Annotated in this window: 24 protein-coding genes; 15 read left to right on the top strand and 9 right to left on the bottom strand. The window is 65.8% G+C overall.

The window, feature by feature from the left end; all coding sequences use genetic code 11:
* Nucleotides 1-5: 5 nt before the first annotated feature.
* The gene (locus TL10_RS10075) at nt 6-1,112 is read left to right on the top strand and encodes an oxygenase MpaB family protein (RefSeq protein ID WP_043985536.1); all 1,107 of its coding nucleotides are present in this window, start codon (nt 6-8) and stop codon (nt 1,110-1,112) included.
* Nucleotides 1,109-1,663 carry a peroxiredoxin-like family protein gene (locus TL10_RS10080; protein ID WP_043985537.1) on the top strand — a complete coding sequence of 185 codons (555 nt, stop codon included), beginning with the start codon at nt 1,109-1,111 and terminating at the stop codon, nt 1,661-1,663. The genes TL10_RS10075 and TL10_RS10080 overlap by 4 nt, the downstream gene beginning before the upstream one ends.
* On the opposite strand, the gene TL10_RS10085 is transcribed toward TL10_RS10080, so the two are convergent.
* Nucleotides 1,660-2,289, bottom strand: coding sequence for a TetR/AcrR family transcriptional regulator (locus TL10_RS10085; protein ID WP_043391994.1), 630 nt, complete (start codon nt 2,287-2,289; stop codon nt 1,660-1,662). The genes TL10_RS10080 and TL10_RS10085 overlap by 4 nt on opposite strands.
* 141 nt (nt 2,290-2,430) lie before the next feature.
* On the opposite strand from TL10_RS10085, the gene TL10_RS10090 reads away from it, so the two are divergent.
* Genes TL10_RS10090 through TL10_RS10100 form a run of 3 tightly spaced genes read left to right on the top strand, consistent with a single transcriptional unit; the run spans nt 2,431 to nt 4,971 of the window.
* Nucleotides 2,431-2,652, top strand: a complete 222-nt coding sequence (locus TL10_RS10090; RefSeq protein WP_131630714.1) for a hypothetical protein — start codon at nt 2,431-2,433, stop codon at nt 2,650-2,652.
* Between the two features lie 7 nt (nt 2,653-2,659).
* Nucleotides 2,660-3,556: a hypothetical protein gene (locus tag TL10_RS10095; protein ID WP_043985538.1), complete on the top strand. Its 897-nt coding sequence runs from the start codon at nt 2,660-2,662 to the stop codon at nt 3,554-3,556.
* A gap of 50 nt (nt 3,557-3,606) precedes the next feature.
* Nucleotides 3,607-4,971 (top strand): ABC1 kinase family protein, encoded by a 1,365-nt coding sequence (locus tag TL10_RS10100; RefSeq protein WP_043985539.1) that lies wholly within the window; start codon nt 3,607-3,609, stop codon nt 4,969-4,971.
* A 1-nt stretch (nt 4,972) separates the two neighbouring features.
* On the opposite strand, the gene TL10_RS10105 is transcribed toward TL10_RS10100, so the two are convergent.
* The 3 genes from TL10_RS10105 to TL10_RS10115 form a co-directional block, all read right to left on the bottom strand.
* On the bottom strand, nt 4,973-6,340 hold the full coding sequence (locus tag TL10_RS10105) for a flavin monoamine oxidase family protein (protein ID WP_043985540.1): 1,368 nt from the start codon (nt 6,338-6,340) through the stop codon (nt 4,973-4,975).
* A 110-nt stretch (nt 6,341-6,450) separates the two neighbouring features.
* Nucleotides 6,451-6,726: a hypothetical protein gene (locus TL10_RS10110; protein WP_043985541.1), complete on the bottom strand. Its 276-nt coding sequence runs from the start codon at nt 6,724-6,726 to the stop codon at nt 6,451-6,453.
* An 82-nt stretch (nt 6,727-6,808) separates the two neighbouring features.
* Nucleotides 6,809-7,411, bottom strand: coding sequence for a TetR/AcrR family transcriptional regulator (locus tag TL10_RS10115; protein ID WP_043985542.1), 603 nt, complete (start codon nt 7,409-7,411; stop codon nt 6,809-6,811).
* 99 nt (nt 7,412-7,510) lie between these two features.
* On the opposite strand from TL10_RS10115, the gene TL10_RS10120 reads away from it, so the two are divergent.
* Nucleotides 7,511-7,978 (top strand): SRPBCC family protein, encoded by a 468-nt coding sequence (locus TL10_RS10120; RefSeq protein WP_043985543.1) that lies wholly within the window; start codon nt 7,511-7,513, stop codon nt 7,976-7,978.
* Here the strand turns inward: TL10_RS10120 and TL10_RS10125 are convergent, their stop codons facing one another.
* Nucleotides 7,979-8,509, bottom strand: coding sequence for a DinB family protein (locus TL10_RS10125; RefSeq protein WP_043985544.1), 531 nt, complete (start codon nt 8,507-8,509; stop codon nt 7,979-7,981).
* A gap of 101 nt (nt 8,510-8,610) precedes the next feature.
* Between TL10_RS10125 and TL10_RS10130 the strand changes: the two genes are divergently transcribed.
* The 6 genes from TL10_RS10130 (at nt 8,611) to TL10_RS10155 (ending at nt 15,041) form a co-directional block, all read left to right on the top strand.
* Nucleotides 8,611-9,990: an amino acid permease gene (locus TL10_RS10130; protein ID WP_052506372.1), complete on the top strand. Its 1,380-nt coding sequence runs from the start codon at nt 8,611-8,613 to the stop codon at nt 9,988-9,990.
* 148 nt (nt 9,991-10,138) lie between these two features.
* Nucleotides 10,139-11,497 carry a serine hydrolase domain-containing protein gene (locus TL10_RS10135; RefSeq protein WP_043985579.1) on the top strand — a complete coding sequence of 453 codons (1,359 nt, stop codon included), beginning with the start codon at nt 10,139-10,141 and terminating at the stop codon, nt 11,495-11,497.
* Between the two features lie 41 nt (nt 11,498-11,538).
* Nucleotides 11,539-12,177: a DUF1345 domain-containing protein gene (locus TL10_RS10140; protein WP_043985545.1), complete on the top strand. Its 639-nt coding sequence runs from the start codon at nt 11,539-11,541 to the stop codon at nt 12,175-12,177.
* 83 nt (nt 12,178-12,260) lie between these two features.
* Entirely contained in the window at nt 12,261-13,352 is a 1,092-nt protein-coding gene (locus TL10_RS10145) for a type III PLP-dependent enzyme (protein ID WP_052506373.1), read from the top strand.
* Nucleotides 13,333-14,547, top strand: coding sequence for an adenosylmethionine decarboxylase (gene speD / locus TL10_RS10150; RefSeq protein WP_043985546.1), 1,215 nt, complete (start codon nt 13,333-13,335; stop codon nt 14,545-14,547). The genes TL10_RS10145 and speD overlap by 20 nt, the downstream gene beginning before the upstream one ends.
* A gap of 11 nt (nt 14,548-14,558) precedes the next feature.
* Entirely contained in the window at nt 14,559-15,041 is a 483-nt protein-coding gene (locus TL10_RS10155; protein ID WP_082067905.1) for a M15 family metallopeptidase, read from the top strand.
* Here the strand turns inward: TL10_RS10155 and TL10_RS10160 are convergent.
* Nucleotides 15,021-16,277 (bottom strand): PucR family transcriptional regulator, encoded by a 1,257-nt coding sequence (locus tag TL10_RS10160; RefSeq protein ID WP_043985547.1) that lies wholly within the window; start codon nt 16,275-16,277, stop codon nt 15,021-15,023. The two genes, TL10_RS10155 and TL10_RS10160, sit on opposite strands and share 21 nt — an antisense overlap.
* 85 nt (nt 16,278-16,362) lie before the next feature.
* Here TL10_RS10160 and TL10_RS10165 point away from each other — a divergent pair, with 85 nt between their 5' ends.
* Both TL10_RS10165 and TL10_RS10170 read left to right on the top strand, forming a co-directional pair.
* Complete coding sequence (locus TL10_RS10165) at nt 16,363-17,454, top strand: ferredoxin reductase (RefSeq protein ID WP_082067906.1); 1,092 nt, start codon at nt 16,363-16,365, stop codon at nt 17,452-17,454.
* 32 nt (nt 17,455-17,486) lie between these two features.
* Nucleotides 17,487-18,644: a fatty acid desaturase family protein gene (locus TL10_RS10170; protein WP_043985548.1), complete on the top strand. Its 1,158-nt coding sequence runs from the start codon at nt 17,487-17,489 to the stop codon at nt 18,642-18,644.
* Nucleotides 18,645-18,652: 8 nt separating this feature from the next.
* Here the strand turns inward: TL10_RS10170 and TL10_RS10175 are convergent, their stop codons facing one another.
* Together TL10_RS10175 and TL10_RS30100 are read right to left on the bottom strand one after the other, a co-directional pair.
* The gene (locus TL10_RS10175; RefSeq protein ID WP_043985549.1) at nt 18,653-19,456 is read right to left on the bottom strand and encodes an isocitrate lyase/PEP mutase family protein; all 804 of its coding nucleotides are present in this window, start codon (nt 19,454-19,456) and stop codon (nt 18,653-18,655) included.
* A 39-nt stretch (nt 19,457-19,495) separates the two neighbouring features.
* Nucleotides 19,496-21,025 carry a serine/threonine-protein kinase gene (locus TL10_RS30100; protein WP_082067907.1) on the bottom strand — a complete coding sequence of 510 codons (1,530 nt, stop codon included), beginning with the start codon at nt 21,023-21,025 and terminating at the stop codon, nt 19,496-19,498.
* 79 nt (nt 21,026-21,104) lie between these two features.
* On the opposite strand from TL10_RS30100, the gene TL10_RS10185 reads away from it, so the two are divergent.
* Nucleotides 21,105-21,902: a peptidoglycan recognition protein family protein gene (locus tag TL10_RS10185; RefSeq protein ID WP_043985583.1), complete on the top strand. Its 798-nt coding sequence runs from the start codon at nt 21,105-21,107 to the stop codon at nt 21,900-21,902.
* Nucleotides 21,903-22,404: 502 nt separating this feature from the next.
* Here TL10_RS10185 and TL10_RS10190 read toward each other — a convergent pair.
* On the bottom strand, nt 22,405-22,992 hold the full coding sequence (locus TL10_RS10190; RefSeq protein ID WP_052506368.1) for a DUF6611 family protein: 588 nt from the start codon (nt 22,990-22,992) through the stop codon (nt 22,405-22,407).
* Between the last annotated feature and the right edge of the window lie 10 nt (nt 22,993-23,002).

Below are 23,002 nucleotides of genomic sequence, written 5' to 3' on the forward strand. Positions count from 1 at the left end.
GAACCATGAAGACAGTTCGCTTGCAGGACGTCGCGATGCCCAAAGCGGAGCGGCAGGGAATCGACCGGCGGTACGACTTCTTGTTGAAGCTGCACGGCAAGAACGGGAAGAAGGCGCTGGCGATCGCAGAGGCCCCGCGGATCGACAACGGCTACTTCGGGCCCGAGTCGATCAGCTGGAAGGTCTACGAGAACGTCATGGTCGCCGGAATGGGCGCCCTCTCAGGGCTTTTCATCTCGGTCCTGGATCCTGACGGTGCGTACGGCGTCGGCCACCACACGACCTACTACTACGACACGATCGGCCGAATCCGCCGTAGCCTGCACTTCTTCGCCGGCGCCGTCGCCGGCGATACCGTCAACGCCGAGAAAGTGGGAGTTGACCTGTTCCGCAAGCACTCTCACATCAACGGCGAGATCCCCGCGACCGGCGAGCTGTTTCAAGCCAACCACGTCGAGACGCTCAAGTTCACCTACGTGGTCGGCTGGCCGCACCTGTGGCGGGCGTACAAGACCTTCGGCGACCCGAACGCGACGGACGCAGACGAGCGGCAGTTCTACCGGGAGCAGGTCAAGGTCTGCCAGCTGATGGGGATGCCGGCCGACGAATTGCCCGACACCCCCGAGGATGTCGAAGCCTGGGTGCAGCGCGCCGAGCAGGAGCTCATGGCCTTCACGCGGCCGGCGCAGGAACTCACCGATTTCATGACCCATCCGCCGGTCACGCCGCTGTACCCGAATCTGGTCATCGGGATACTCATGCGGGTGGCGATCTGGGCAGCCATCCCGCTACTGACGCCGTACGTGCGACAGATCTGCGGCCTCGAGGACTACCGGATGCGCCCACGACTCGGCTCGGTCCTGGTGCGGGCGACCGTCAAGGCCCTGGAGAATCCGATTTTCGACCGGATCTTCATCCCCTACTTCGGCCCCGAGATGTGGGGCTACCTGCACAACGTCATCCGGCACGCCGACAGCACCGGCTTCGTGGAGATGACGCACGATCCGGGCCTGAAGTTGCAGCAGGGCAAACGCGGCACGATGTGCCCCTTTGCGCCCGCGACCCCCGACTCAGCCGACGAGACGAACACCGTTGTGGGAGTGGGGATATGAGCCGGGTCGACGTCATCAGCAACGAGCGCGTGTTCGATGACCGTCACCACCTGCACGAGTTTCGGGACTTCTGGCGTGACGGGCCGGTGGCTCTGGCGTTCTTGCCGCAGTTCGGCAGCACCTTCGGCCTGGCGCAGGCCAGAGCGTTGACCGCACGTTTCGACGAAGTGGAAGCGCTTGGCGCACAGGTGATCCTGATCGGAATCGGCACATCGATCCAGGGCTTCACCTTTCGAAAACGTGCCGGTTCCCGTTTTCCGGTGATGGTCACCCAGGACCACACGCTTTATCGCACAATGGGATTGACTTCTCGACGGCGACTGTTGAATCCGATCCGGAATGCGACGGCCTTCATCAACTTCGTCCGGGCCGGGATCTACCCGTACCAACGCACCGGCGATCCGAACCGGCTCGGTGGAGTGTTCGTCGTCGAACAAGGCGGCCGACGGGTCACTTGGGAACACCGGGCACGGTACGCCGCCGACCTGGCCGCGGGGGCCGACGTGGTCGACGCACTTCGCGTCGCCGCCCGGCCGAGGGTGACGGCCTAGTCAGACGTGCCGTTGGCGAGCGCGTCGAACCACAACCGCATGCTGGCCACCATCAGCGAGGCACCCCGCGCGGCGTCGATCGTCCCCAGCGCCTGCGCCATGGCAATGCCGGCACCGGTGGCCACGGCCACCTCGATGGCGTCGTCCATCAGCGGGTGATCGGCCGGAACCCCTTCCGGCACCGCATCTTCGAGCAAGACCCGGGTCGATTCCTTGAACCGTTCGAGCGCCTCACGGGCCTTGGCGAGTTGCTCTGGATTGTGGAAGGTACTGGTCACGTATTCAGCGGTCAGCACGACGAGGTTGGGTTCGGCGCCGATGCGCGCCCACCAGCTCGCGAGGGCCGCGAGCCGCTCGTCAGTCGAGACACCGGCAGCCACCAGCGGCCCCAGGAGTTGATTCAGCTCGGCCATGGAACGATTACGGATGACCTCGAGGCACAGCGCTTCTTTGCCCTCGAAGTTGCTGTACACCGCGCCGATGGTGCGTCCGGCCTCCGCCGCAATCGCCGCCAGGGACGTGGCGTGGTACCCGTTGGCGTAGAACAGTTGCTCCGCGGCGTCCAGCAATTCCTGCCGCGTCTGCGCCTGGCTCTCTGCCCGAGTCAGCACCTTCCGAGCAGCCACCACGTCCTCCGATTCCTCCGTGCAACGAGCCTCGATACTACCGCTATCCAGATAACGAGCCAGCTTAAGGGCACTTTTTCATTAGACCGCACACCTTCGGATAGCATTACAATCCCAATGTGCTAGTTATTTAGGATGGACATGGCCACTGCAGGTGCCGACAATCCCCTGCTCGACGAGCTCGGACAACCAAGGGCGGTGCTGGAGAAACTGACGCCCGAGGAATCAGCGCAGCTGCTCGGTCTGCTCAGGAAAGCCAGGGTTGCCCATCAGCGCAGCCTGAACGACTCACTCGACGACGGGCTCAAGATCCTGCCCAGGCTCATCCGGCCCGCCGCCCGCAAGATCCTGTTCGGAAGGTGACCCACTGATGGCCGACATCCTGACCCGCGCACAGCTGTCACTGCTCGCCGCGCTGCTGCAGACCGATGCCGCAAACCTGACCAGCCTCGAGCGGCTCGGCGCCGACGACCTCAAAGCCCTACGCAGCGCACTGTCCGACGCCCTGTTCGACGAACAGGCCGAGGCCTTCGCACGCGTGAGCAAGCTGGCGCCACTGGTGCCAAATGCCTTGGTGGTTACCGTCGCTCATCGAGCAGTGCCGCCGGAAGTCGCGGGGCGCGTCGGCGGTGCAGTGGGACTGGCGCACGGAGACCGCGCCATCGGTGTCCTGTCCGGCATGAAGCCGGCCTACCTCGCCGACGCGGCACCGTACGTCGATCCTCGCGTCATCCCGCACTTCGCCCCACGGCTGCCCGCCAAGCTGTTGATCCCGGCAGCGAAGGAGCTGCTGCGTCGGCGCGACTACCTGACGGCGTCGCGGTTCGTCGAATTCGCCACCGATGACCACATCGTGGCGTTCGAGCAGGCCATCGACGATGACGAAGGCATCATCCTGACCGGCGTCCTGGTATCGGACACCAAGGTCATGAACGACATCATGCGAGCGGCCGGACCGGACCGATCGCTGCGGATGGCCCGGACGGCCGCGGAGGGCAAACCAGACGTGCTGGCCGCGCTGCTGTCGCTGCTGAACCGGATCGACCCCGCGCTCGCGAAGCCTGCGGTCACCGAACTGCTCGGGCACTCCGACGTCGATGTCGTGGTGCACGTACTCGAGGTGGCCATGGCCGAAGGCGTTGTTGTGGAGGCGCTCGAGCTTTCCGCCGTGCTGGACGGTGAAACCCGGGCCCGGCTCGCGGGCCTGGAAGCCTGGCAACGCATCGCCCGCGAAGCCGAGTCCTGGGCGCACGAGACTCCCGCCTGATCGGGCCGGTACGTTGAGGGGATCGTCGCACCGACTCCGTGGGAGGCAGCGTGGCACGCCGACTACCTGAGGGTCGTATTGCGCGGGGCGGGAAGTTGGGCGCCCTGGCCGCCAAACAGGCTGTGCGCGGTGGCCGAACCCGACTGTCCATGGTCGGCCGGTCGGAACGCGCCAAGGAGCTGCTGTCGGAGCGCGCCACCATCGAGATGGCCGAGAACCTCGTGACGGTGCTGGGGTCCATGAAGGGCGCCGCGATGAAGCTCGGCCAGATGCTGTCGGTGATCGAACTGGACCTGGTGCCCGAATCACATCGGGAGCAATTCCGGCAAAAGCTTGCCGCACTGCGTGATCAGGCACCGCAAGCGCCGTTCAGCGCCATGCGTGAGGTGATGGAAGCCGACCTGGGTTCGATGTCGGCGGCGTTCGCCGATTTCGACGAAACCCCCACGGCCGCAGCGTCAATCGGCCAGGTCTATCGAGCCCGGTTGCACGACGGCCGCGAGGTCGCCGTCAAGGTGCAGTACCCGGGTGTGGACCGGGCGATCCAGGCCGACATGCGCAACCTCGCGCTGCTGATGAAGCTCTGGCGGCTATGGCCGGCGGCGAACACCGCGATGCTCGAGGAGATAACCCGAAACTTCGAAAGCGAACTCGACTACCTACGCGAAGCCGACACCCAGCACCTGGTGGCCGAGCAGTATCGCGGGCACCCGTTCATCGTCGTCCCCGACAGCGTGCCGCAGTTCTGTACGCCGCGGGTGCTGGTCACCGAATACCTCGACGCCGCCGGCTTCGAGCACATGCGGACGCTGCCGGCCGCGGACCGCAACCACATCGGCGAACTGATCTACCGCTTCTACATCGGGTCACTGTTCACCAACCACGAGTTCTGCGGCGACCCACACCCCGGCAACATCATGCTGGCCGCCGACGGCCGGGTCGGCTTCGTCGACTTCGGGCTGTACAACCGCATAGATCCGGCCAACGTCGCATTCGAGCTGGACTGCTTCCACACCGCCATCGAAGGCCGCGCCGACGACCTATACCGCCTGATGCTCGACCGCGGGATCGTCGACGCGGAATCCGGCGTGACAGCGCAGGATTGCCTGGACTACATCTGGGCTGCGAGCGAATGGCACATGGTCGACGAGGACCTCACCATCACCCCTGAATTGGCCACCGGTGCCGTCATGTCAGCCATTGACCCACGCCAGACCGAATTCGCCGGGATGAAGCAGCAGATGCTGCCGCCCGAGCACGTCTTTTCCCGGCGCGCCGACTTCCTCACGTTCGGCACCCTCGGACATCTGCAGAGCACCAACAACTGGTACCGGATCGGCCAGGAGTGGTTCCTCGACGGCCCACCGGAGACCGAGATCGGCCGCGAGATCGCCCGCTGGCGCGCGAGTCGCTGACTTACTGGGCCACAACGCTTTCGGCGGCCATCACCTCGGCCGCGGCGCGTTCGCCCGACCGCACCGCGCCGTCGATCCAGCCGCACATGATGGCCGAGCTCTCGGTCCCGGCCCAGTGGATCCGTCCGCACGGGGTGCGCAGAGCGTGGCCGAACTCGGTGAGCACGCCGGGCGGCGCGTGACTGATCATGCCGCCACCGGAGTAGCGCTCGACGGTCCAGTTCTGCTCGTGGTAGCTGATCGGAGACGAGGCCTTCGGCCCGAACCGGTCGACCAGCTCGTTGATGACGACGGCTTTGCGTTCCGCCGGATCGAGCAGCCCGAGCTTTCGTGCGGCGGGGCCTTCGGTGATGACGCACATGATGCCCGGGGTACCGGTGTCCGTGCAGGCGTCGATGGTCAGGGTGGCCGGACTGCCGGGTGCGGCCGACTGCCCACACAGACCGTCCGTACGCCAGAACGCCGTTTCATAGACGATCGAGATCTTGTAGACCGCACCGCCGGGCATGCGCCGGTGCAGGAAGGTCCGGTCGACGGGAAGCATTGGTTCGTAATCGATTTGGGTGGCGACGGCCAGCGGGACGGCGACTATCGCGTGCCGCGCACGGACCGTCAGCCGCGCCGCGTGCACCGTGACACCGTCGTCGTCCTGCGCGATGAGGTCCACCGGCCGCGAAAGATGCAGCGCGTCACCGAGTTCGGCGGCAATCGGCCCGTAGATGGCTCCCATGCCGCCGCGCACCCGGGCATCCTGCGCGCCGCCGGAGTTGGAGATGACGAACGTCGGTCCGCCACCCGAGCCCATCTGGTGCAGCGCCCACAGCAACGACGTCTCCGAAGCCGCCGAGGTGTAGATGCCGGCCATGGCCATGTCGAGCATCTCGCGCGCCTGGTGCGAGCGGATGTTCCGATGAAGCCACTCCCCCAAGGTGATTCGGTCCCATTCGGCGGCCTTCTTGGCCTCCCACGGGGCATCGAACGGAATCGCCTTGCACATCTGGCCGATCTCGAGCAGGCCGGCGCCGAGGTTCGCGATGGCCCATGGGCTCATCGCCCAGGGGATCGTCCCGGAGTACCTGTGCTTCTTGCCGTCGACGATCATCATGGCGTCGCCGTCGACGTACTCCTTGTATTCGCCGACCCCGTATTCGGCCATCAGCGCTTTGATGCGGTCCTGCCCCGGACCGACCCACGCACCACCACGGTCGATCCACGTCCCGTCCGGGAGCATCTCGGTGAAAGTGCGGCCCCCAACCCGGTCCCGGGCCTCCAACAGGGCCACCGAATGACCCGCCTGCTTCAGGCGCAGCGCCGCCGTCAACCCGGCGAAGCCCGCACCCACGACACAAAAGTCGACATCGGCCGCCATGAGAGTCGTCCCTTCGTTCGGACGTTCGGCGTAGCTCAAGTTACGCCGGACAACCCGCACGAAATCGGAATTGGCGAATTAATTGACGGCACCGCCAACCCGCGTTGGGGCTACACGTCGCCCGGCATGCCAGGCGGGCTCATGGAACCGTCGACGTTGGGCACCATGGCCGGGGCGGGGATGCCGCCTTCTGACGCGTTGTCTCCCGGAATGCCGTCATCTGCCGGCGTGTTCCAGTCCCCGGCACTACAGTGCGGTTCCCACGGCCAGCAGGCCGGAGCGGGCTGGATCGCCAGCGACGTGTGCGCCGGCGGGTTCACGCCCAATAGGGCAACGGCCACCAGCCCGACGCCAGCGGCCAGCAGGCCACTCGTTCTCGACGCCATAGCAACCCCCAGTTCCCATCGTCAGATGCACCTGAAGCTACGCCGGCAAAGCGCGCGAGTATCCGGAATCTGCGGATTGCGGCTAACCGCCCGGCAGGACGTCAACCACTCCCAGCGCGAGGTCCTTGGCGCACACCAACTCGGTGTCGTCGGCAAACAGTTCCCGCCGGGCATTACCGGCGTTGAGAAACGCGTCGATCTTGAATGCGTCGACAGCTGGGTTCGGCGAGCCCGCAGCCGTCAGCTCGGTTTCCAAGAACGTCAGCCAGCCGCGCTTGAGCTTCCTGACCTCGTCCGCGACCGGGCCGTCGCGGCGGCCGTATTCGGCCGTGGTCGCGGCGATGAAGCATCCGCCCCGGAACACCCCGGCGAGCAGATAGTCGGTCCAGATGTCGATGAATGCGCGGAGTCTCGGCGCCCCGGGGGCGGCCTCATACACCTTGGCGAGCACGGTTTCGCGGTAGATGTGCCGTGCCTCGGCCACCGCGGCGATCTGGATGGCCTCACGATTTCCGAACACCGTGAGGATGCCGCTCTTGCTGACCCCAGTGGCAGTGGCCAACGCGCCCACCGTGATCGAGTCGAGCCCGTGCGTCGTCGCGATCATGGCCGCCTCACGAGCGACCTTCCGCCGCGTCGCGTCGCCGCGGGCGCGTCGCCCATCGAGCTGATCGTCGGTTGCCACCTCCGCATTTTATACGTGCGACTGGACGTAAATCTCTGCGATCGCTAGGCTCCCAAATACGTCCGATCGGACGCTTAACTTCGCGATTGGGGTGCCCACATGACTTCGAATCCGCAACCGGTGCTCGAGGAGAGCGTCGACATTGCCGCCGCTCCGGACACGGTGTGGACGTTGGTCAGCGATGTCCGCCGCATGGCGGACTGGAGCCCACAGGTCGAATCAACCCGGCTGCGCAACGGCGCCGAGCAGGTCGCCGACGGCGTCGAGTTCACCAACCTGAACACCAATGGCTCCTTCCAGTGGACGACGCACGGAACCGTGGTGCGGTTGGACAGTGGTCGCGAGATCGCGTTCCGGATCAAGGAGAACTGGGCCATCTGGTCTCTGCACGTGGAGCCCACCCCGGAGGGGACCAAGCTGACGCAGCGGCGCGAGAGCCCCGACGGCAGCCCGGATGCGACGGTCCAGGTCATCGACGCCTACCTCGGCGGTCAGGACGCCTTCACCGAATCCATGCGCGACGGGATGCGTCAAACCCTGCGGGCGATCAAAGCCGCCGCCGAGTAGTCAGCGGGTGACGTCGTAGGAGTGGTGGACGACGTCGTGCAGGTGGTACAGCGAGATGGTCGCGATGGTGAATTCGCTTCCATTGCTGCGTAATCCGCGGCGACCCCAGGAATCAGCGGGCACGTTGGCATACGTGGTGGCGACGATGTTCGCCGCATCGAAGAGTTCCGTCGCGACGACGGCAGGGTCCTGGGACGGGTAGTCATCGGCGAGCGCCGTCTCGTCCTGGTCCCAGTTGGGGAACCGCGGGTCATCTTCCGTGAGCATCAACCGGACGCGGTGCTCGAAGATTCGGTGCACGTCGCGGACGTGGCACCCGTATTCCAGGGTCGACCACACGCCGGGCTGGGGTCGAGTTCGGACAGCGGGTGATGCGAGTCGGTGCACCCAGTCGGCGGCATCGTCGCGAATCCTGGCGGCGACGTCGGCGGGCTGCAGGGACGACGCGTCGAAACCGCAGCCCGGGCAGGCGCGCGACAGCACCCACGTCCAGTCTTTGGTATCGGGTTCGATCGGGTCCGGTGTCGTCACGGCACCAGTGTGGCACTCACTCCGGTGCCGTGATTCAGATCGGTACACCAGCGCGTCGGGATAGCCTCTACGGACTCATCTGGCGAATGGAAGGCAACCCGATGGCTCCGAGCACCCGTCCCACTCAGGGACCGCAGGTCGCCGTCACCGCGACTGACGCCCCGATGCACCGCGAGCTGAAGAACCGGCACCTGCAGATGATCTCGCTGGGCTCGGCGATCGGGACCGGGCTGTTCCTCATCTCCGGTACGTCGGTGCAGACCGCGGGGCCGATCGTTCTCGTCGGGTACGCCATCGCCGGCATCGTGCTCTACGGGGTGATGCGGATGCTCGGCGAGATGGCCGTCGCACATCCAGTGGCCGGGTCATGGTCGGCCTACGCGCGCGAATACCTCGGCAAGCCAGCGGGATTCATCGCCGGCTGGAACTGGTGGTACGTCTGCGTCGTCGTCTGCATGGTGGAGTTGACGGCGGCCTCGGAATTCATGGCCTTCTGGTTCCCGGGCCTGCCGCGCTGGATCACCACCGCCGTCTGTCTCGTGCTGATCACCGCCGCAAACATGATCAACGTCAAGGCATTCGGCGAGTTCGAGTTCTACTTCACGCTGATCAAGGTGACGGCCGTCATCGCGATGATCGGGCTCGGCATCGCGATCATCTTCGGCGCGGGCGACTACAACGTGCACGGCCTGCAAAACCTCTGGGCGCATGGCGGTTTCGCCCCGAAGGGGCTCGGCGCCTTCATGATCTCGCTGGTCGCGATCACCTTCTCGTTCGGCGGCATCGAGTCGCTGGGCACCGCCGCCGGCGAGGTCGAAGAACCCGCCCGCAACATCCCCCGCGCCATCAACCAGGTTCTGCTGCGAATCCTGGTCTTCTACGTCGGAGCCATCGGCGTCATGCTGATCATCTGGCCGTGGGACCAGGTGGGCACCGAGGGCAGCCCGTTCGTGCTGATGCTGGTCGGCCTCGGAATCGGCGGCGCCGCAACGCTGCTCAACGTTGTCGTGCTGACCGCCGCGTTGTCCGTCGCCAACGTCATGACCTACAGCAACGCGCGAGTCCTGTACGACCTCGCCGCCAGCGGCCAGGCCCCCCGGTTCCTCTCGCACACCAACAAGCAGGGCGTGCCCGTGCGCGCGCTCCTGCTCAACTCCGGATTCGTCGCCGTGGCAGTGCTGCTGAACATCGTGCTGCCCGGCAAGGCCCTCGCGATCCTCATTCCCGTCGTGGTCGGCAGCGAGCTGATCACCTGGAGCATCATCGTGCTGAGCCACCTGCGATTCCGGGCCCGCGAGGGCGCGGGCGTCTTCAAGGCACCATGGTCGCCGATCACGAACTACCTGTGCCTCGGGTACTTCGCGCTCATCTACCTGCTGATGACCCAGGACCCGTCGTCGCAATCCGGAGCGATCGCGTTGCCTCTGTGGTTCTGCGGGCTGCTCATCGTCGGGTTCGTGCTCAGCAGAGTCAGGCGCTAGCGTCGGACCTGTGAAGGTGTCTCGCTGCGCACGGGTAGCCGCCGTCGCGCTTGCCCTCGCGGCGTGCGAGCGTCCGACGCCGCCACCGGCATCCGTCACGTCACCGCCGGCCTCGCCCGCGGCCGCCGCGGCGCCGAGTCCCGTCCCGATACCGACCGTCGTCCCCGCCGGCCCATTCGCTGCCGTCACCCGCCTGGTCAATGACGCGATCGCGGCACATCGGTTGCCCGGCGCGGTGATTCAGATCGGGCACGCCGGACAGGTCGTCTTCCGGCAGGCCTATGGTGCGCGCAGGCTCGGCGACGAGCCCGGACTGGACGGGTCTGCGTCCCCGGCCGAGCCGATGACCGACGACACCATTTTCGATCTCGCGTCGTTGTCGAAGAGCATCGCGACGACGGTGGCTTTCCTGCAGCTGTACGAAAAAGGGTTGGTGCAGGTCGACGAGCCCATCCAGACGTACTTTCCCGAATTCAACGCCACCAACGACCCGCGACGTGCCCAGGTGACAGTGCGGATGATGTTGACCCACACGTCCGGTACCGGCGGCGACCTCAGTCACCAGGGCCCGTGGGGGCTGACGAGTGCCGACAAGGCCGAGGGTATTCGTCGTGCGCTCACCGCGCCTTTGGAGTTCGGCCCCGGCGAGGGATTCCACTACTCCGACCTCAACTTCATCATTCTCGGCGCGCTGATCGAGAAGATCACCGGCGAATCTCTGGACAACTACGTGCAGGACAATGTCTTTGCGCCGCTCGGGCTTGCCGATACCCGCTACCTCCCGGCCACCAAGGCCTGTGGTCCGCACCAAGTGCGCGGTACGGCAATCGTTTTCGAGGGCGTTCCCTCCGGTCCGTGCCCGGCGGGGACGTGGAGCACCGGCCTGTTGGCGCGCGTCGCGCCGACGGCGCATGACGATGACACCCCGGGCATCAACCCTGACTTCGATCACCTGATCCGCGGGACGGTGCACGACCCGACGGCCCGACGCATGGGCGGCACCGGAGGGAGCGCGGGCGTGTTCTCGACGGTCGCCGACATCGGCCGCTACGCGCAGGCTCTGCTCGACCGTCTCGCCGGCCGCCCGAGCCCGTTCCCACTCCAGCAGTCGACCGCGGCATTGATGGCGACTCCGCAACAGCCCGGGCACACGGAGTCTCAAGCTGAGGCGGCGAATGCCGCAAGTCGGTATGCCATCGAAAAGCACCCCAACACAACGGATCCGCTGCTGGCACCGAGCTACCCGGCCATCCCGGGACAGGAACTGCGCAGCTTCGGCTGGGACATCGACACCGAGCATTCGCGACCGCGCGGCATGGTGTTTCCCGTCGGCAGCTTCGGCCATACCGGCTTCACCGGCGTCACCCTCTGGATCGACCCTGGATCCGACACCTACGTGGTGGTGCTGGCGAACGTGATCCACCAACGCGGCGGTCCGCCCATCGCGCGGCTGAGCGGCGACATCGCCACGGAGGCCGCCCGAGCCCTGCGGCTCTACGGGAACTGACGCCGCCAGAAGCGCGCCGAAATCACCGTCGCCGCAGGAGAATGCATGGGGTGACGACACTCTCAGGCGCCAACAGATTCCGAGTCAGCTTGGCAGCGGGCCTCGTCGGCGGCGCCGCAACTGGGGTGCTGTCCCATCGTTGGCCCGTCGGCCTGCTGGCGGTCGTCATCATCACCGCCACGACCTACGTCGTGTGGGCGGTCGCCGTGCTGTGGCGAATGGACCCCGAGCGGACGAACGCGCACGCAAGTGAAGCCGACGTCGACGACGAGATCGGTGATCTCGTCCTGCTCCTCATCGTGACCGCCAGCCTTGCCTCCATCGGCATACTCCTACGGTCCGCCAACGACGCGGACAAAGTCTCATACGCGGGCATGTCGCTTGCCGCAATCCTCGCGACGTGGGCAATGCTCCACACCATGTACACGGCGCGCTATGCCCGTCTGTACTACGACGGCGACCCGGGCGGCATCGACTTCAACACCCATGATTTCGATCCGCAGTACAGCGACTTCTTCTACTTCTCGTTCAACCTCGGAATGACCTACCAGGTGTCCGATACCAACGTCACCACCTCGGTGATTCGGTCCGAAGTTCTTCGGCATTGCCTGTTCAGTTACATCTACGGCACGGTGATCATCGCGTGCACCATCAATCTGGTCATCAACCTCGTCGGCTGAGTCCGTTGGTGAATCTTGGCGGTGTGTCAGCGCGACTGCCCATCACCGCGCGACCGATGGATCCGTTCAGTAGTCTGCCGCCTGTGCCCAGTAGGCCCTACCTGAGGATCGACCTCGCGACGGTGCGCAGGAACGTTGCTGCGTTGCGCGGTGCGCTGCCCACGGCCGAGATTCGGTACGCGGTGAAGGCCAATCCGGCAGAACCCGTCCTCCGGCTCCTCGCCGACCTTGACTGCACGTTTGACGTCGCGTCCGTCGGCGAGATCGACCTGTGCGCGGCAGCCGGGGTCGACGGCGCCCTAATGACATTCGGGAACCCGCTCAAGAAGCCCGCCGAGGTCGCGTACGCGTTTGCGCGGGGCGTGCGGCGATTCACGTTCGACACCGCGGCCGGCTTGGAGGCGATCGCCGAGAACGCACCTGGGTCGAGCGTCGAATGCCGGATCGCACCGGCGTTCCCGTCGTCGGTGACACCGTTCGGGCACAAGTTCGGCTGTGCACCGGACGAGGCGGTGGGGCTGCTGAGCCAGGCTGCGCGGTTGGGTCTGCGGGGGGACGGGCTGGCCTTCCATGTCGGCTCACAGCAGCTCGACCCGGGAGCGTGGGAGATCGGCATCCGTTGCGCACGTGGTGTTTTCGATGCCGTACCCGGCATGGCCACGCTCAACCTGGGCGGCGGCATCCCGGTCTCGTACGAATCGCGCGTGCCCAGCGTCCAGGTCGTGGGCGACGCCATCGCCGACGCATTCGAGCGCCATTTCCCGATGCTCCCCCACATCGTCATCGAACCGGGCCGCGCGATCGTCGGGTCTGCGGGCACGCTCTACTGCGAAGTGGTGTCGGTGCGCACCGGTACCGACGGCCGCCGCTGGGTGTACCTGGACATCGGGCGCTATGGCGGGCTCGCCGAAACCGAGAACGAATACATCCGGTACCGGCTGCGCACCAGCCGCGATGGTGATCCTGTCGACGACGCCGTCGTCGCCGGCCCCACGTGCGACGGCGACGACGTGCTGTATCGGCGGTATCCGCTGCCGGTGACGCTACGTCCGGGCGATCTGGCCGAGATCGAATCGGCCGGCGCGTATACGACGAGCTATTCGTCGTCATTCAATGGATTTGCTTTTTTGGCAACAGAATTCGTGGAGGTCGATGATGCAGTCACAACCGGGTAGCAGCTTCGCGGGCTGTCACGTGCTGGCCGAATTCACTGGCGTCGATCGCGAACTGGCCAACGATCGCGTGCGGCTGCGCCACCTACTGCGCACCGCGGTCGAACGCGCCGGAGCCACTGTGTGCGACATGGTGGACAAGCGCTTCGAACCGCACGGCGTGACGGTGCTGGCGTTGCTCGCTGAGTCGCACGCCTCGATCCACAGTTACCCGGAGCGCGGCGCCATGTTCGTCGACGTCTTCACCTGCGGCGAGTCCGCCGACGCCGAGGAGGCCGTCCGGCTGCTGCGCCACGCTGTCGGCGCAGCAGATGCTCACGTCCACACCGTGTTTCGCGGCGCCGGTAAGCAGATCGTCGAGCCGATGGCACCCGGCATCGTCCGCACCTGGCAGCTGACCGACGTGCTGTGTGACGTCCACACCGAGTTCCAGCATCTGGTGATCGGCCAGACGGAGCAGGGCATTTCACTGTTCAGCGACTCGGACCGGCAGAGCACCGAATTGAGCCAGCTCGTCTATCACGAAGCTCTGATGGTGCCGGCGATGCTGCTGGCCGAGGCGGTCGATCGGGTACTGATCATCGGCTCCGGTGAGGGCGTGGCCAGCCAGATGGCGGTCGCTGCCGGCGCCACCCACGTCGATCACGTCGACATCGACCGCGACGCCGTCCGGCTCTGTGCCGAACATCTGCCCTACGGTTACACCCCCGCTGAATTGGCAAGCGCAGAAGCCGGACTCGGCCCCGTCACGGTGCATTACACCGACGGATACGAGTTCGTCGCCAACCACACCGGCCCCCGCTACGACGTCGTCGTCATCGACCTGCCGGACGAACGACCCGAGCCCGCCCAACACAACCGCCTCTACGGCGCCGATTTCATGAAGCTGTGCGGCGACATCGGCGCCATCGTGGTCGGCCAGGCGGGCTGCCCCACGCTCTGGCGCAACGAGACGCTCATCCGATCGTGGGAGCGCTTCGGCGAAACCTTCGCCACCGTGGTCTATTTCGGCAGCGACGAGCACGAGTGGGCGTTCCTGTCGGGAACCACCGGGGTGCTCGAGGATCCGCTCGGCACGATGACGGCACGGCTGGAGACACTCCCGTACCGGTGTCAGACGATCGACGCGCAATCGCTCGCAGCCGCCGTTACGCCGCCGATCTCGCTGCGGGAGAATAGGATCGGCGCGGCCGGGTAGTGTTGGCTCCCATGCGACTCGCTGCAACCACGTTGGCCTTGGCAGGTGCGCTCACGCTGCTCGGACCGATGCCATCCGCGTCCGCCGATGCGGCGAGCCCCTTCGATGTTTCTGATCCGGCGGTCGGCCGGCTTGATCCGGCCTTGTTGGCAGCGGTCCAGCATGCGACGACCGCGGCGGCTGCCGAGGGAATCCCCATGACGATCACCTCCGGCTGGCGCTCTCCAGAGTTCCAGCAGCAATTGCTCGACGACGCGATCCAGACCTACGGCAGTTACAACGCCGCGCGGCAGTACGTCCAGACGCCGCAGCAGTCCAAACATGTCAGCGGCCAGGCCGTCGACATCGGCGGCCAGAGCGCCGACAAGTGGCTGATCGCCAATGGTGGGCGCTTCGGCTTGTGTCGGATCTACGCCAACGAACTCTGGCATTTCGAGCTGGCCACCGATGCCCACGGGGACTGCCCTCCGTTGCTACCCAACGCCGCCAGCTGATCCGCTGCTCGATTCCGGCGTCGTGGTGGCTGCAGGTGCCCGCACGCCGGTAAGGCCAAGTGCCACAGTGATTTCCAATACCGCGTCTGGATCGTCGAGCCGCTCGCCGTAGAAGTCGCGCAGCTGGGTCATGCGGTAACGCACCGTCTGCGGGTGCACGAACAGCGACTCGGCGACGGCATCTCGGCGGCCGAGGTGCAGGACCCAGGCCCGTAGCGTTTCCTCGAGCCGTTCGGCTGTGCTCGGTCGCAGCCCGGCGAGCGGCGCCAACACGCGCCGACGCAGGTCGTCGACGGCGTCGTGGTCGGCACTGAGCACCAGGTCGACGAGGTGTTCTTCGGTGTCGACGACACCGGAGCCACCTGCCACCAAGGCGCGAGTGCGCAACGCGCGCAGGTAGGAGGATTTCACCTGCCACCATTGACGCGAGGGTCCGACAATCACGCGGCTGCCCGTCATGGCGTCGAGGACCCGCTGACGCTGCTGACCGTCGGCGTCGGGGACGAGCACCACGGCCAGCGATTCACCGGCGTCCACCTCGGACACGTCAAGACTGGTGTGGAGGGTTTCCTGGGCGAAAAGGACTGACAGCTTGCGGGTGTCAACCTCCGGCAGCAGCACGGCGCTCAGCGTCTTCGGCGGCTTCCAGTCGGCCTGCTCGGCAGTGGCGAGCAGCTGGTTCATGGGCGCGCCCGCCAACAGTTCCGCGGCGAGCCGGTCGAGGTGGCGTTGCCGGACCCGGCCGGCGGCGGCGAGTTCATCTGCGTGGCCCGACACGCTGGCCGCCGACAGTTCGTCGATGAACGCGAACACCATTTCGGCGAACCTCGCGGTGGTCGCCGCCGAGAGTCCGGCCGCGACCGCAGTGGCCGAGAGCTCTCGCCACGACACTCGAGCGCCGACCCGGTAGGCCGACAGCAGGGCATCGATCGACCGGCCGGTGCGGGCCTCACCCCGACCCAGGTCGTAGGCGCCGTCGAGCGCCGGAGACAGCCTCGGCCCCGGATCGGTGTCATGGGACCGGGTGGTCAGACGCAGGAACGCGCCCAGCGCCAGCTGTACCGCGTTCTCGATGGTCTGCCCCATCGGTCCGCTGAACGCGTCGGTGTAGCTCGGCACCTCGGCCGTGACCGCCGCGACGGTCCGCTCGGCCATCTGAGGCAACACCCCTTCCAGGGCCCGGACTATCTCCTCATCGAGGTCCAGGCCACTGAATCGGGCAGCGGGATCCGTCATAACTGTTCTTTCCGAACAAATTGCTCCGGATCTATCACCCTCCCAGCATAGGACTTTGTACCGCTTGCTCATGGAAGCTAAGAGCATGACCACGACATCAGTTCGCCCGACCGCTGCAGGATTGCGCCGGCGTGTGCTCGAGCTGGCCGAGCGGATCACCACCCCACTGCTGCCCGGCGACTACCTCGACCTCGTCGCACCCCTGCGTTCCGGAGCCCCGCTGCGCGGCCGGATCACCGCTGTACATCCCGAGACGCGCGACTGCGTCACCGTGACGATCAAGCCCGGCAGCGGATGGCAATCGCACATCCCCGGCCAGTACGCCCGCATCGGGATCGATGTCGACGGGGTACGCCAGTGGCGCACCTACTCGCTGACCTCGCACACCGATCGCCCCGATGGGCACATCGCGATCACCGTCAAAGCCGTCGTGGACGGAACGGTCAGCAACTACCTGGTGCATCGCGCCACTGTCGGCACGCTGGTGCACCTCGACCAGGCCGCCGGCGACTTCGTCCTTCCCGCCGCTGCGCCGGACAAGCTGCTGTTCGTCGCCGCCGGCAGCGGCATCACCCCGATCATGGGCATCCTGCGCAACCTCGCCGACAGCACGGACACCGACGCGGTGGTCGTGCACTGCGCGCCGACGCCCGACGACATGATCTTCGCCGGGGAGCTGCGCGAACTGGCTGCGCGCGGCCGGGTCCGTCTCATCGAGGTCCACACCGCCACCGACGGTCGGCTCGACGTGACGCGCCTGCAGGAACTGGTCGGCGACCTCACCGGACGCCACACCTGGGCGTGCGGACCCGCCGGACTACTCGATGCGCTGCAACAGCATTGGACTGCGGCCGGCATGGTCGACCGGTTGCACACCGAACGCTTCCGCGCCGAAATCCTCGCCACCGGCGACGGCGGCACCGTGACATTCAGCAAGAGCGGCACCACCACCGAGGCCGCCGGCGATCAGACGCTGCTCGACACCGGAGAGGCCGCCGGCGTCCTGATGCCCTCGGGCTGCCGGATGGGCGTGTGCTTCGGCTGCGTCGTCCCCCTCCGCCGCGGAGCAGTGCGCGACGTGCGCTCGGGCGACCTCACCACCGCCGTCGAAGGCGACGGCGTCGTAATCCAAACCTGCATCAGCGCAGCCGCCGGCGCCTGCGATATCGACATCTGATCGAAAACTGCCTTCACACAAGGAGTTACGCCATGACTGCCCTGCAACGCAAACTCAACAACCCCGTCGCGCACCTCTCTGAGGCCGATATCGAGAACATCGGCATCGAGCTCGACGCGATCCGCGCCAATGTCATCGCCAGCCGCGGCGAACAAGACGCCGCCTACATCCGCAAGGTCATCGCCGGCCAGCGCAAGCTCGAGCTGACCAGCCGCGCCGTGTTGTTGTTCTCGCTGTTCCCGCCGGCATGGATCGCCGGCACCGCCGGGCTCGCCGTGTCGAAGATCATCGACAACATGGAAATCGGCCACAACGTGATGCACGGCCAGTGGGACTGGATGCGCGACCCGAAGATTCACTCCACGACGTGGGAATGGGACAGCGCGTCGCCCGCCGCGATGTGGAAGCACTCGCACAACGAGCTGCACCACACGTACACCAACGTGCTCGGCAAGGACCATGACCTCGGCTACGGCATCATGCGCGTCGACGAAGATCAGCGGTGGAGTCCCTTCTACCTGATGCAGCCGCTGACCAACTTCATCAACGCCTGCTTCTTCCAATACGGCATCGCCGCGTACGACCTGCAGATCGGCCGCTACCTCAAGGGCAAGACCGACAAGGAAGAGTTCCGCCGTCAGGGCAAGGAAGTGCTGGCCAAGACCGGCCGCCAAGCGCTGAAAGACTATGTCCTGCACCCGCTTCTGTCGGGACCGTCGGCGCTGACCACGCTCACCGCGAATCTGACGGCGAACTTCATCCGCAATTGGTGGACCCACTCGGTCATCATGTGCGGACACTTCCCCGAAGGCGTCGAGACGTTCGAGAAGGCGTCCATCGAGGGCGAGACCCGCGGCGAGTGGTACCTGCGGCAGATGCTCGGCTCGGCCAACATCTCCGGCGGGCGGTGGATGCACTTCATGACCGGCAACCTGTCGTTCCAGATCGAGCACCACCTGTTCCCCGATCTGCCCAGTAATCGCTACCAGGAGATCGCGCCGCAGGTCGCCGAACTCTTCGAACGCTACGGGTTGACCTACACCAGCGGCTCACTGCCGCGACAGGTCGCGTCGGCGTGGTGGAAGGTGTTCCGGCTCTCCCTGCCCAACCGATACGCGACGATGCGCTTGCCGCGCCTCCGGTTGCGGCGGGCACCGGCAGCCACGCCGGAGCTGGCAGCAGCCGCGTAATTCTGTTGTTACCGTGAGCGATTCACGTCACCAGTGAGCGCCTGGGCTTCCTCGTAGGACATCGCGGCGGGAGTCGGGGCGCCGGTGGCGTATGCCGTCGCCGCTGACGCGGCCGCCGTGATGGCGACGCGGAACGGCAGTGACCCGGTGCTCACGCGTCGCACGCCCAGTTCCCGGAGCCGCTGGAATGGGAGCTGGGCCAGGAGGTTGAGCGGAGTTCGTCCGAGGGTGGCGACGAGCTGCTCTATTTGGCGCTCGTCGCCGATACCCGGCACGAATACGCCGTCGGCGCCGGCGTCGACGTAGGCCAATGCCCGTCGGGTGGTGTCGTCCGTCGGGAGATGGAGCCAGTACGTGTCGACGCGGGCATTGATGAACAGCTCCGGCGTGGCCGCCCGGAATGCCGCGATCAGCGCGCACTGCTCGTCGATGGCGGCGAGGTGATCGCCGCGGGCGTCCTCGATGTTGACCCCCGCGATGCCGATCGCGGTCAACTCCGCGGCCAACTCTGCCGGGTCCATGCCGAAGCCGGCCTCGATATCGACCGTCACCGGAACCGGAAGGCGAGCCAATGTTCTTGCCAGGGCCAGGGTTTCCGGCCCCGTGACGCCGGCCGCATCGGGGAGCCCGTGGGAAGCGGCGACGCCGAGACTCGTTGTGCCGACCGCCCGGAAGCCGGCGTGGACGAACGCCGCCGCAGAAGCGAAGTCCCACGCGTTCGGCAGCAGGAGGGGTTCGTCGGCGTGGTGCAGGTCCTTGAACTGCACAGCCAGCGGCAGAGAGCTGGCCGCGACGACGGCAGACTGGTCCATGGGTCCATCGTGCCAGCCACCAAATGACCGTCCGCTAAGTCAGCACGGAATGATGTAACCCGGGTCGGTGGCCGAATCCAGCCACTTTCCATAAGCAATTCCGCCCACGGCGCGCACCCGGGCACACACCTGACTTTGTGTAGTCCCGCCAGGTGCGTACACGGCGTAGATCGGATTCCCAGCGTCAGTCGCCTGTCGAAGAGATGGGCACGACATATCTGTTCGCAGGTAGCCCGCACCTGGATTGGCATCCAGAAGCCGCTGCACGCCTTGTTCGTATTCACCTGGAGTAGTCACCGAACCCAGAATCACGATGGCCTGACCGTTGCACCGTGGTGAAGTCATCGGCGTCGCCAAACCGAGATCACCAGTGGGAACCGGCTGGGAGCGCGGTAATTGCGGTGCGCTAGTTGCGGGCGGTAGACCGGGTTGCGTCACGGTCACAGCAGGCGCTGTCATAGTCACCGTCTCAGCCATGGTTCGCTCGTCGGCCGCGCCTGAAGCCGCACTAGTTGTCGACGTTGACGGCGGGCTAGACGAGGTGCCCCCTAACCGAGCACCAAAGAACGCGACCAACCCGACGGCAACGAGAAGTGCAGCCGCGCCGGCGAACAGCGCCGTCCGGCGGTTCGCGCTTTGGCGTGATGCCGTGGCCTGATTCTGTTGCGCCCCAATCGAGGAGGCTGACACCGGTGTCGCGAGTTGGGTTGCAGCGGACGAACTAACTGTGCCCACACTTGAGCGAGCGAACGCCGTCGCGAATTCCCTGCATGTACCAAACCGCTGACCCGGTTCCTTCGACATCGCCTTCACCAGGGCTTCTTCCATGCCGACCAGGTCGGGGCGCACCGACGTCAAGGACGGTGGAACGGAAGACAGATGGCTGCCAATTACGACGGCCGGGTTGGAATGAACAAACGGCGGCGCACCGGTCAAAAGATGGAATGCCGTGCACGCCAGCGCATATTGATCGGACCGGCCGTCCACTGCGCCACCGGTGAGCTGCTCAGGGGCCGCGTAGTCCACAGAGCCGACAGTCATATTCGTTGCGGTGAGTCCACCAGTGTCATGAATACCTCTAGCGATGCCAAAGTCGGCCAGCAAAATTCGTCGGTCTGCCGCCCGAGGGTCGGTCATCAAGATGTTGGAGGGCTTTACGTCACGATGCAGCAGGTACCGCTCATGGGCGTAGTCGAGGGCATCTGCGATCGCAGACACGATGTCCACCACCTCTTTTGGTGGCATCCCGTGGGGATAGCGTTCTCGCAACAATTGCGCCGCGTCAGTGCCGTCGACGTAATCCATCGCAATCCACAGCTGACCGTCCTGTTCACCTCGATCGTGGACGGCGACGATATGCGAATGCCACAAGGACGCGGCGATGTCAGCCTCGCGGGCGAAGCGCTGCCGGTATTCGTCATCAACACTGACTGCGACAGGAAGAACTTTCAACGCTTCGCGCCGGGGCAACCGGGGATGCTGGGCGAGATACACCTCGCCCATTCCGCCCGACCCCAGGAGTCGGACGATCGTGTAGCCAGCGAATACTTCCCCCTCAGCGACCGGCATGCCGGCATCCTATCGAGCGAGTCCCCGACCATTCGCGAAATTGATGTCGGCACCGTCGGGCCTACGTAGGGTGTGCGACATGAACCTGCCGACCGCCGATGCAGTCGGCGGCAGTGTGACCCGCAGGCAGGCGCTTCGTTGGATCGGTAGTGCAGGACTCGCTGCCACACTCGATGCTTGCGGCAACAACCCAACAGTGGTCACCGGGACAACCGCGTCCTCTGCCGCGAGTACGCAAGCGCTACCACCTGCATCAGTTTCGCCAGGCGGACCGGTAGTGAAGCCGACGCCCGCGGCGTGGCTGTGTCGCGATTCGTGGGGAGCTCGACCTGCGCGACCTGGCGGCCTGCCGCATACCGTGAGCCGGCTGACACTTCATCACAGCGGCGTCGTTCTAGGCGATAACACCCATGCACCGTCGCGCCTGCGTCAACACCAGCGCTACCACCAGGACAGCCACGGCTGGATCGACATCGCGTACCACGTTAGCGTCGACCGCAACGGACACATCTACGAGCTTCGGGCGCCGCAGCTCGCGGGCGACACTGCGACCGACTACGACACGACCGGACACTTCCTGGTTGTCTGCGAGGGTGACTTCGACAAAGAACCTCTCGCCGAGGCCCAGATCGCCAGCACTGCAATGGCGTTCGCATGGGCCGCACAGACATTCGGCGCTGCTCCGAGCACCTTGGCGGGACATCGCGACCTCGCGTCGACCGCATGTCCGGGCGCGAACCTCTACACGCACCTAGCCTCCGGCGATCTAATGCGGCGGATCAACGATCTCGTCACTGCTGGCGGTGTTGACCTACATCGAGTGTGCGGACCGGAGGCCGGAGAAATCGTCGCTGCTATCGAATCTGGTCAACGCTGAGATGGTCTTCGGGCGGCTGGCGACGTCCATCAACTACTCGAAATTCGCGGCCACGGATGGCGAGAGCCCGATCTTCGGCATCGAAGGTCGCCATACCTCACGCTCGCGCTGAGTGCGGGCCGGTTACCGACGCCTATGCCGCGGATCGCAGTCACTATGTGACCGCAATCCGCGGCGCAAGCGCCTTCAGGAAGCAGCGTCGTCACCGCGCCTTGAGTTGCAGGCCATGTGCCCTTGGACGGCCCGCCGCAGATCAGCGGATGTGCCCGCCCAGCGACGCCGTGATCAGGGCCGGCGGCGTGTAGGAGGCGAACAAGTTGGCCCGTTCTTGGAGGGTCAGGTTCCGTCGGGCCCACAGCCGTCGAAATCCCTGACGAGCCAATGCAATCCACGTTGCTGGCAGCGAAGTCGTCATTGCGTGGTGGTGGCGTGCAACCATGACCATTGAGAATCTCCTTGATGTGAGGTGGAACAGCCGTCTCTTAGATCGAGTGAAAACCGTTCAGGGACAGTGATGTTCGTTGGCGGTTTGGGCTGCTCCGAGCCGGTCGTAGACCTGCCACCAGATCGCTTCGTGAGCGCTTACCGACAATCGGCCGTGATCACGCAACATGTCCGCGGCCCGGAGCTTGCCCACCAGTACTTTCAGCTCGGCGTACTCCGCTTCGAATTGTTCGTCTGTTCGGCCGGCGAACCGTGTGACGCACCGTGTCCGAATCTGAGCGTGCGAGCGTGCGACCCGGGCGAAGAGCGCGACCCCAACTCCCAGCCACACGACGGTGGGAACGGCGAACTGCATCCACGATGTTGCGGCGCCAAGCAGCAGAAGGGAAAACAACCACAGGACGGTGCCCCACGTCGGCCACGCCCGCCACGCGCGCAGCCAACGGCGCTCGACATTGTCGATGCCAGGTGGGTACACGACCAGCCAATAGCGTGTGACGCCGTAGCGGGTGGGTGAGACGCTCAACGAACCCCACACGTGGTCACCGTCCAGCAGGCGAGTCCACCACCGCCTGGAGGCAGGCGCCCAACTGGGCAGCGGCTGGGGCCAGCGATCACCGCCGACCCAGTGGTGCGGGTTCTCCATGTATGTCGGT

Source organism: Mycolicibacterium llatzerense, assembly GCF_000878195.1.
In the GTDB taxonomy this organism is placed as follows: domain Bacteria; phylum Actinomycetota; class Actinomycetes; order Mycobacteriales; family Mycobacteriaceae; genus Mycobacterium; species Mycobacterium llatzerense.

Coding starts and splice junctions, on each gene's coding strand:
- TL10_RS10075 (WP_043985536.1), top strand. CDS start 6: ATGAAGACAGTTCGCTTGCAGGACGTCGCGATGCCCAAAGCGGAGCGG.
- TL10_RS10080 (WP_043985537.1), top strand. CDS start 1,109: ATGAGCCGGGTCGACGTCATCAGCAACGAGCGCGTGTTCGATGACCGT.
- TL10_RS10090 (WP_131630714.1), top strand. CDS start 2,431: ATGGCCACTGCAGGTGCCGACAATCCCCTGCTCGACGAGCTCGGACAA.
- TL10_RS10095 (WP_043985538.1), top strand. CDS start 2,660: ATGGCCGACATCCTGACCCGCGCACAGCTGTCACTGCTCGCCGCGCTG.
- TL10_RS10105 (WP_043985540.1), bottom strand. CDS start 6,340: ATGGCGGCCGATGTCGACTTTTGTGTCGTGGGTGCGGGCTTCGCCGGG.
- TL10_RS10110 (WP_043985541.1), bottom strand. CDS start 6,726: ATGGCGTCGAGAACGAGTGGCCTGCTGGCCGCTGGCGTCGGGCTGGTG.
- TL10_RS10120 (WP_043985543.1), top strand. CDS start 7,511: ATGACTTCGAATCCGCAACCGGTGCTCGAGGAGAGCGTCGACATTGCC.
- TL10_RS10130 (WP_052506372.1), top strand. CDS start 8,611: ATGGCTCCGAGCACCCGTCCCACTCAGGGACCGCAGGTCGCCGTCACC.
- TL10_RS10140 (WP_043985545.1), top strand. CDS start 11,539: ATGCATGGGGTGACGACACTCTCAGGCGCCAACAGATTCCGAGTCAGC.
- speD (WP_043985546.1), top strand. CDS start 13,333: ATGCAGTCACAACCGGGTAGCAGCTTCGCGGGCTGTCACGTGCTGGCC.
- TL10_RS10155 (WP_082067905.1), top strand. CDS start 14,559: ATGCGACTCGCTGCAACCACGTTGGCCTTGGCAGGTGCGCTCACGCTG.
- TL10_RS10160 (WP_043985547.1), bottom strand. CDS start 16,277: ATGACGGATCCCGCTGCCCGATTCAGTGGCCTGGACCTCGATGAGGAG.
- TL10_RS10165 (WP_082067906.1), top strand. CDS start 16,363: ATGACCACGACATCAGTTCGCCCGACCGCTGCAGGATTGCGCCGGCGT.
- TL10_RS10170 (WP_043985548.1), top strand. CDS start 17,487: ATGACTGCCCTGCAACGCAAACTCAACAACCCCGTCGCGCACCTCTCT.
- TL10_RS10175 (WP_043985549.1), bottom strand. CDS start 19,456: ATGGACCAGTCTGCCGTCGTCGCGGCCAGCTCTCTGCCGCTGGCTGTG.
- TL10_RS30100 (WP_082067907.1), bottom strand. CDS start 21,025: ATGCCGGTCGCTGAGGGGGAAGTATTCGCTGGCTACACGATCGTCCGA.
- TL10_RS10185 (WP_043985583.1), top strand. CDS start 21,105: ATGAACCTGCCGACCGCCGATGCAGTCGGCGGCAGTGTGACCCGCAGG.
- TL10_RS10190 (WP_052506368.1), bottom strand. CDS start 22,992: ATGGAGAACCCGCACCACTGGGTCGGCGGTGATCGCTGGCCCCAGCCG.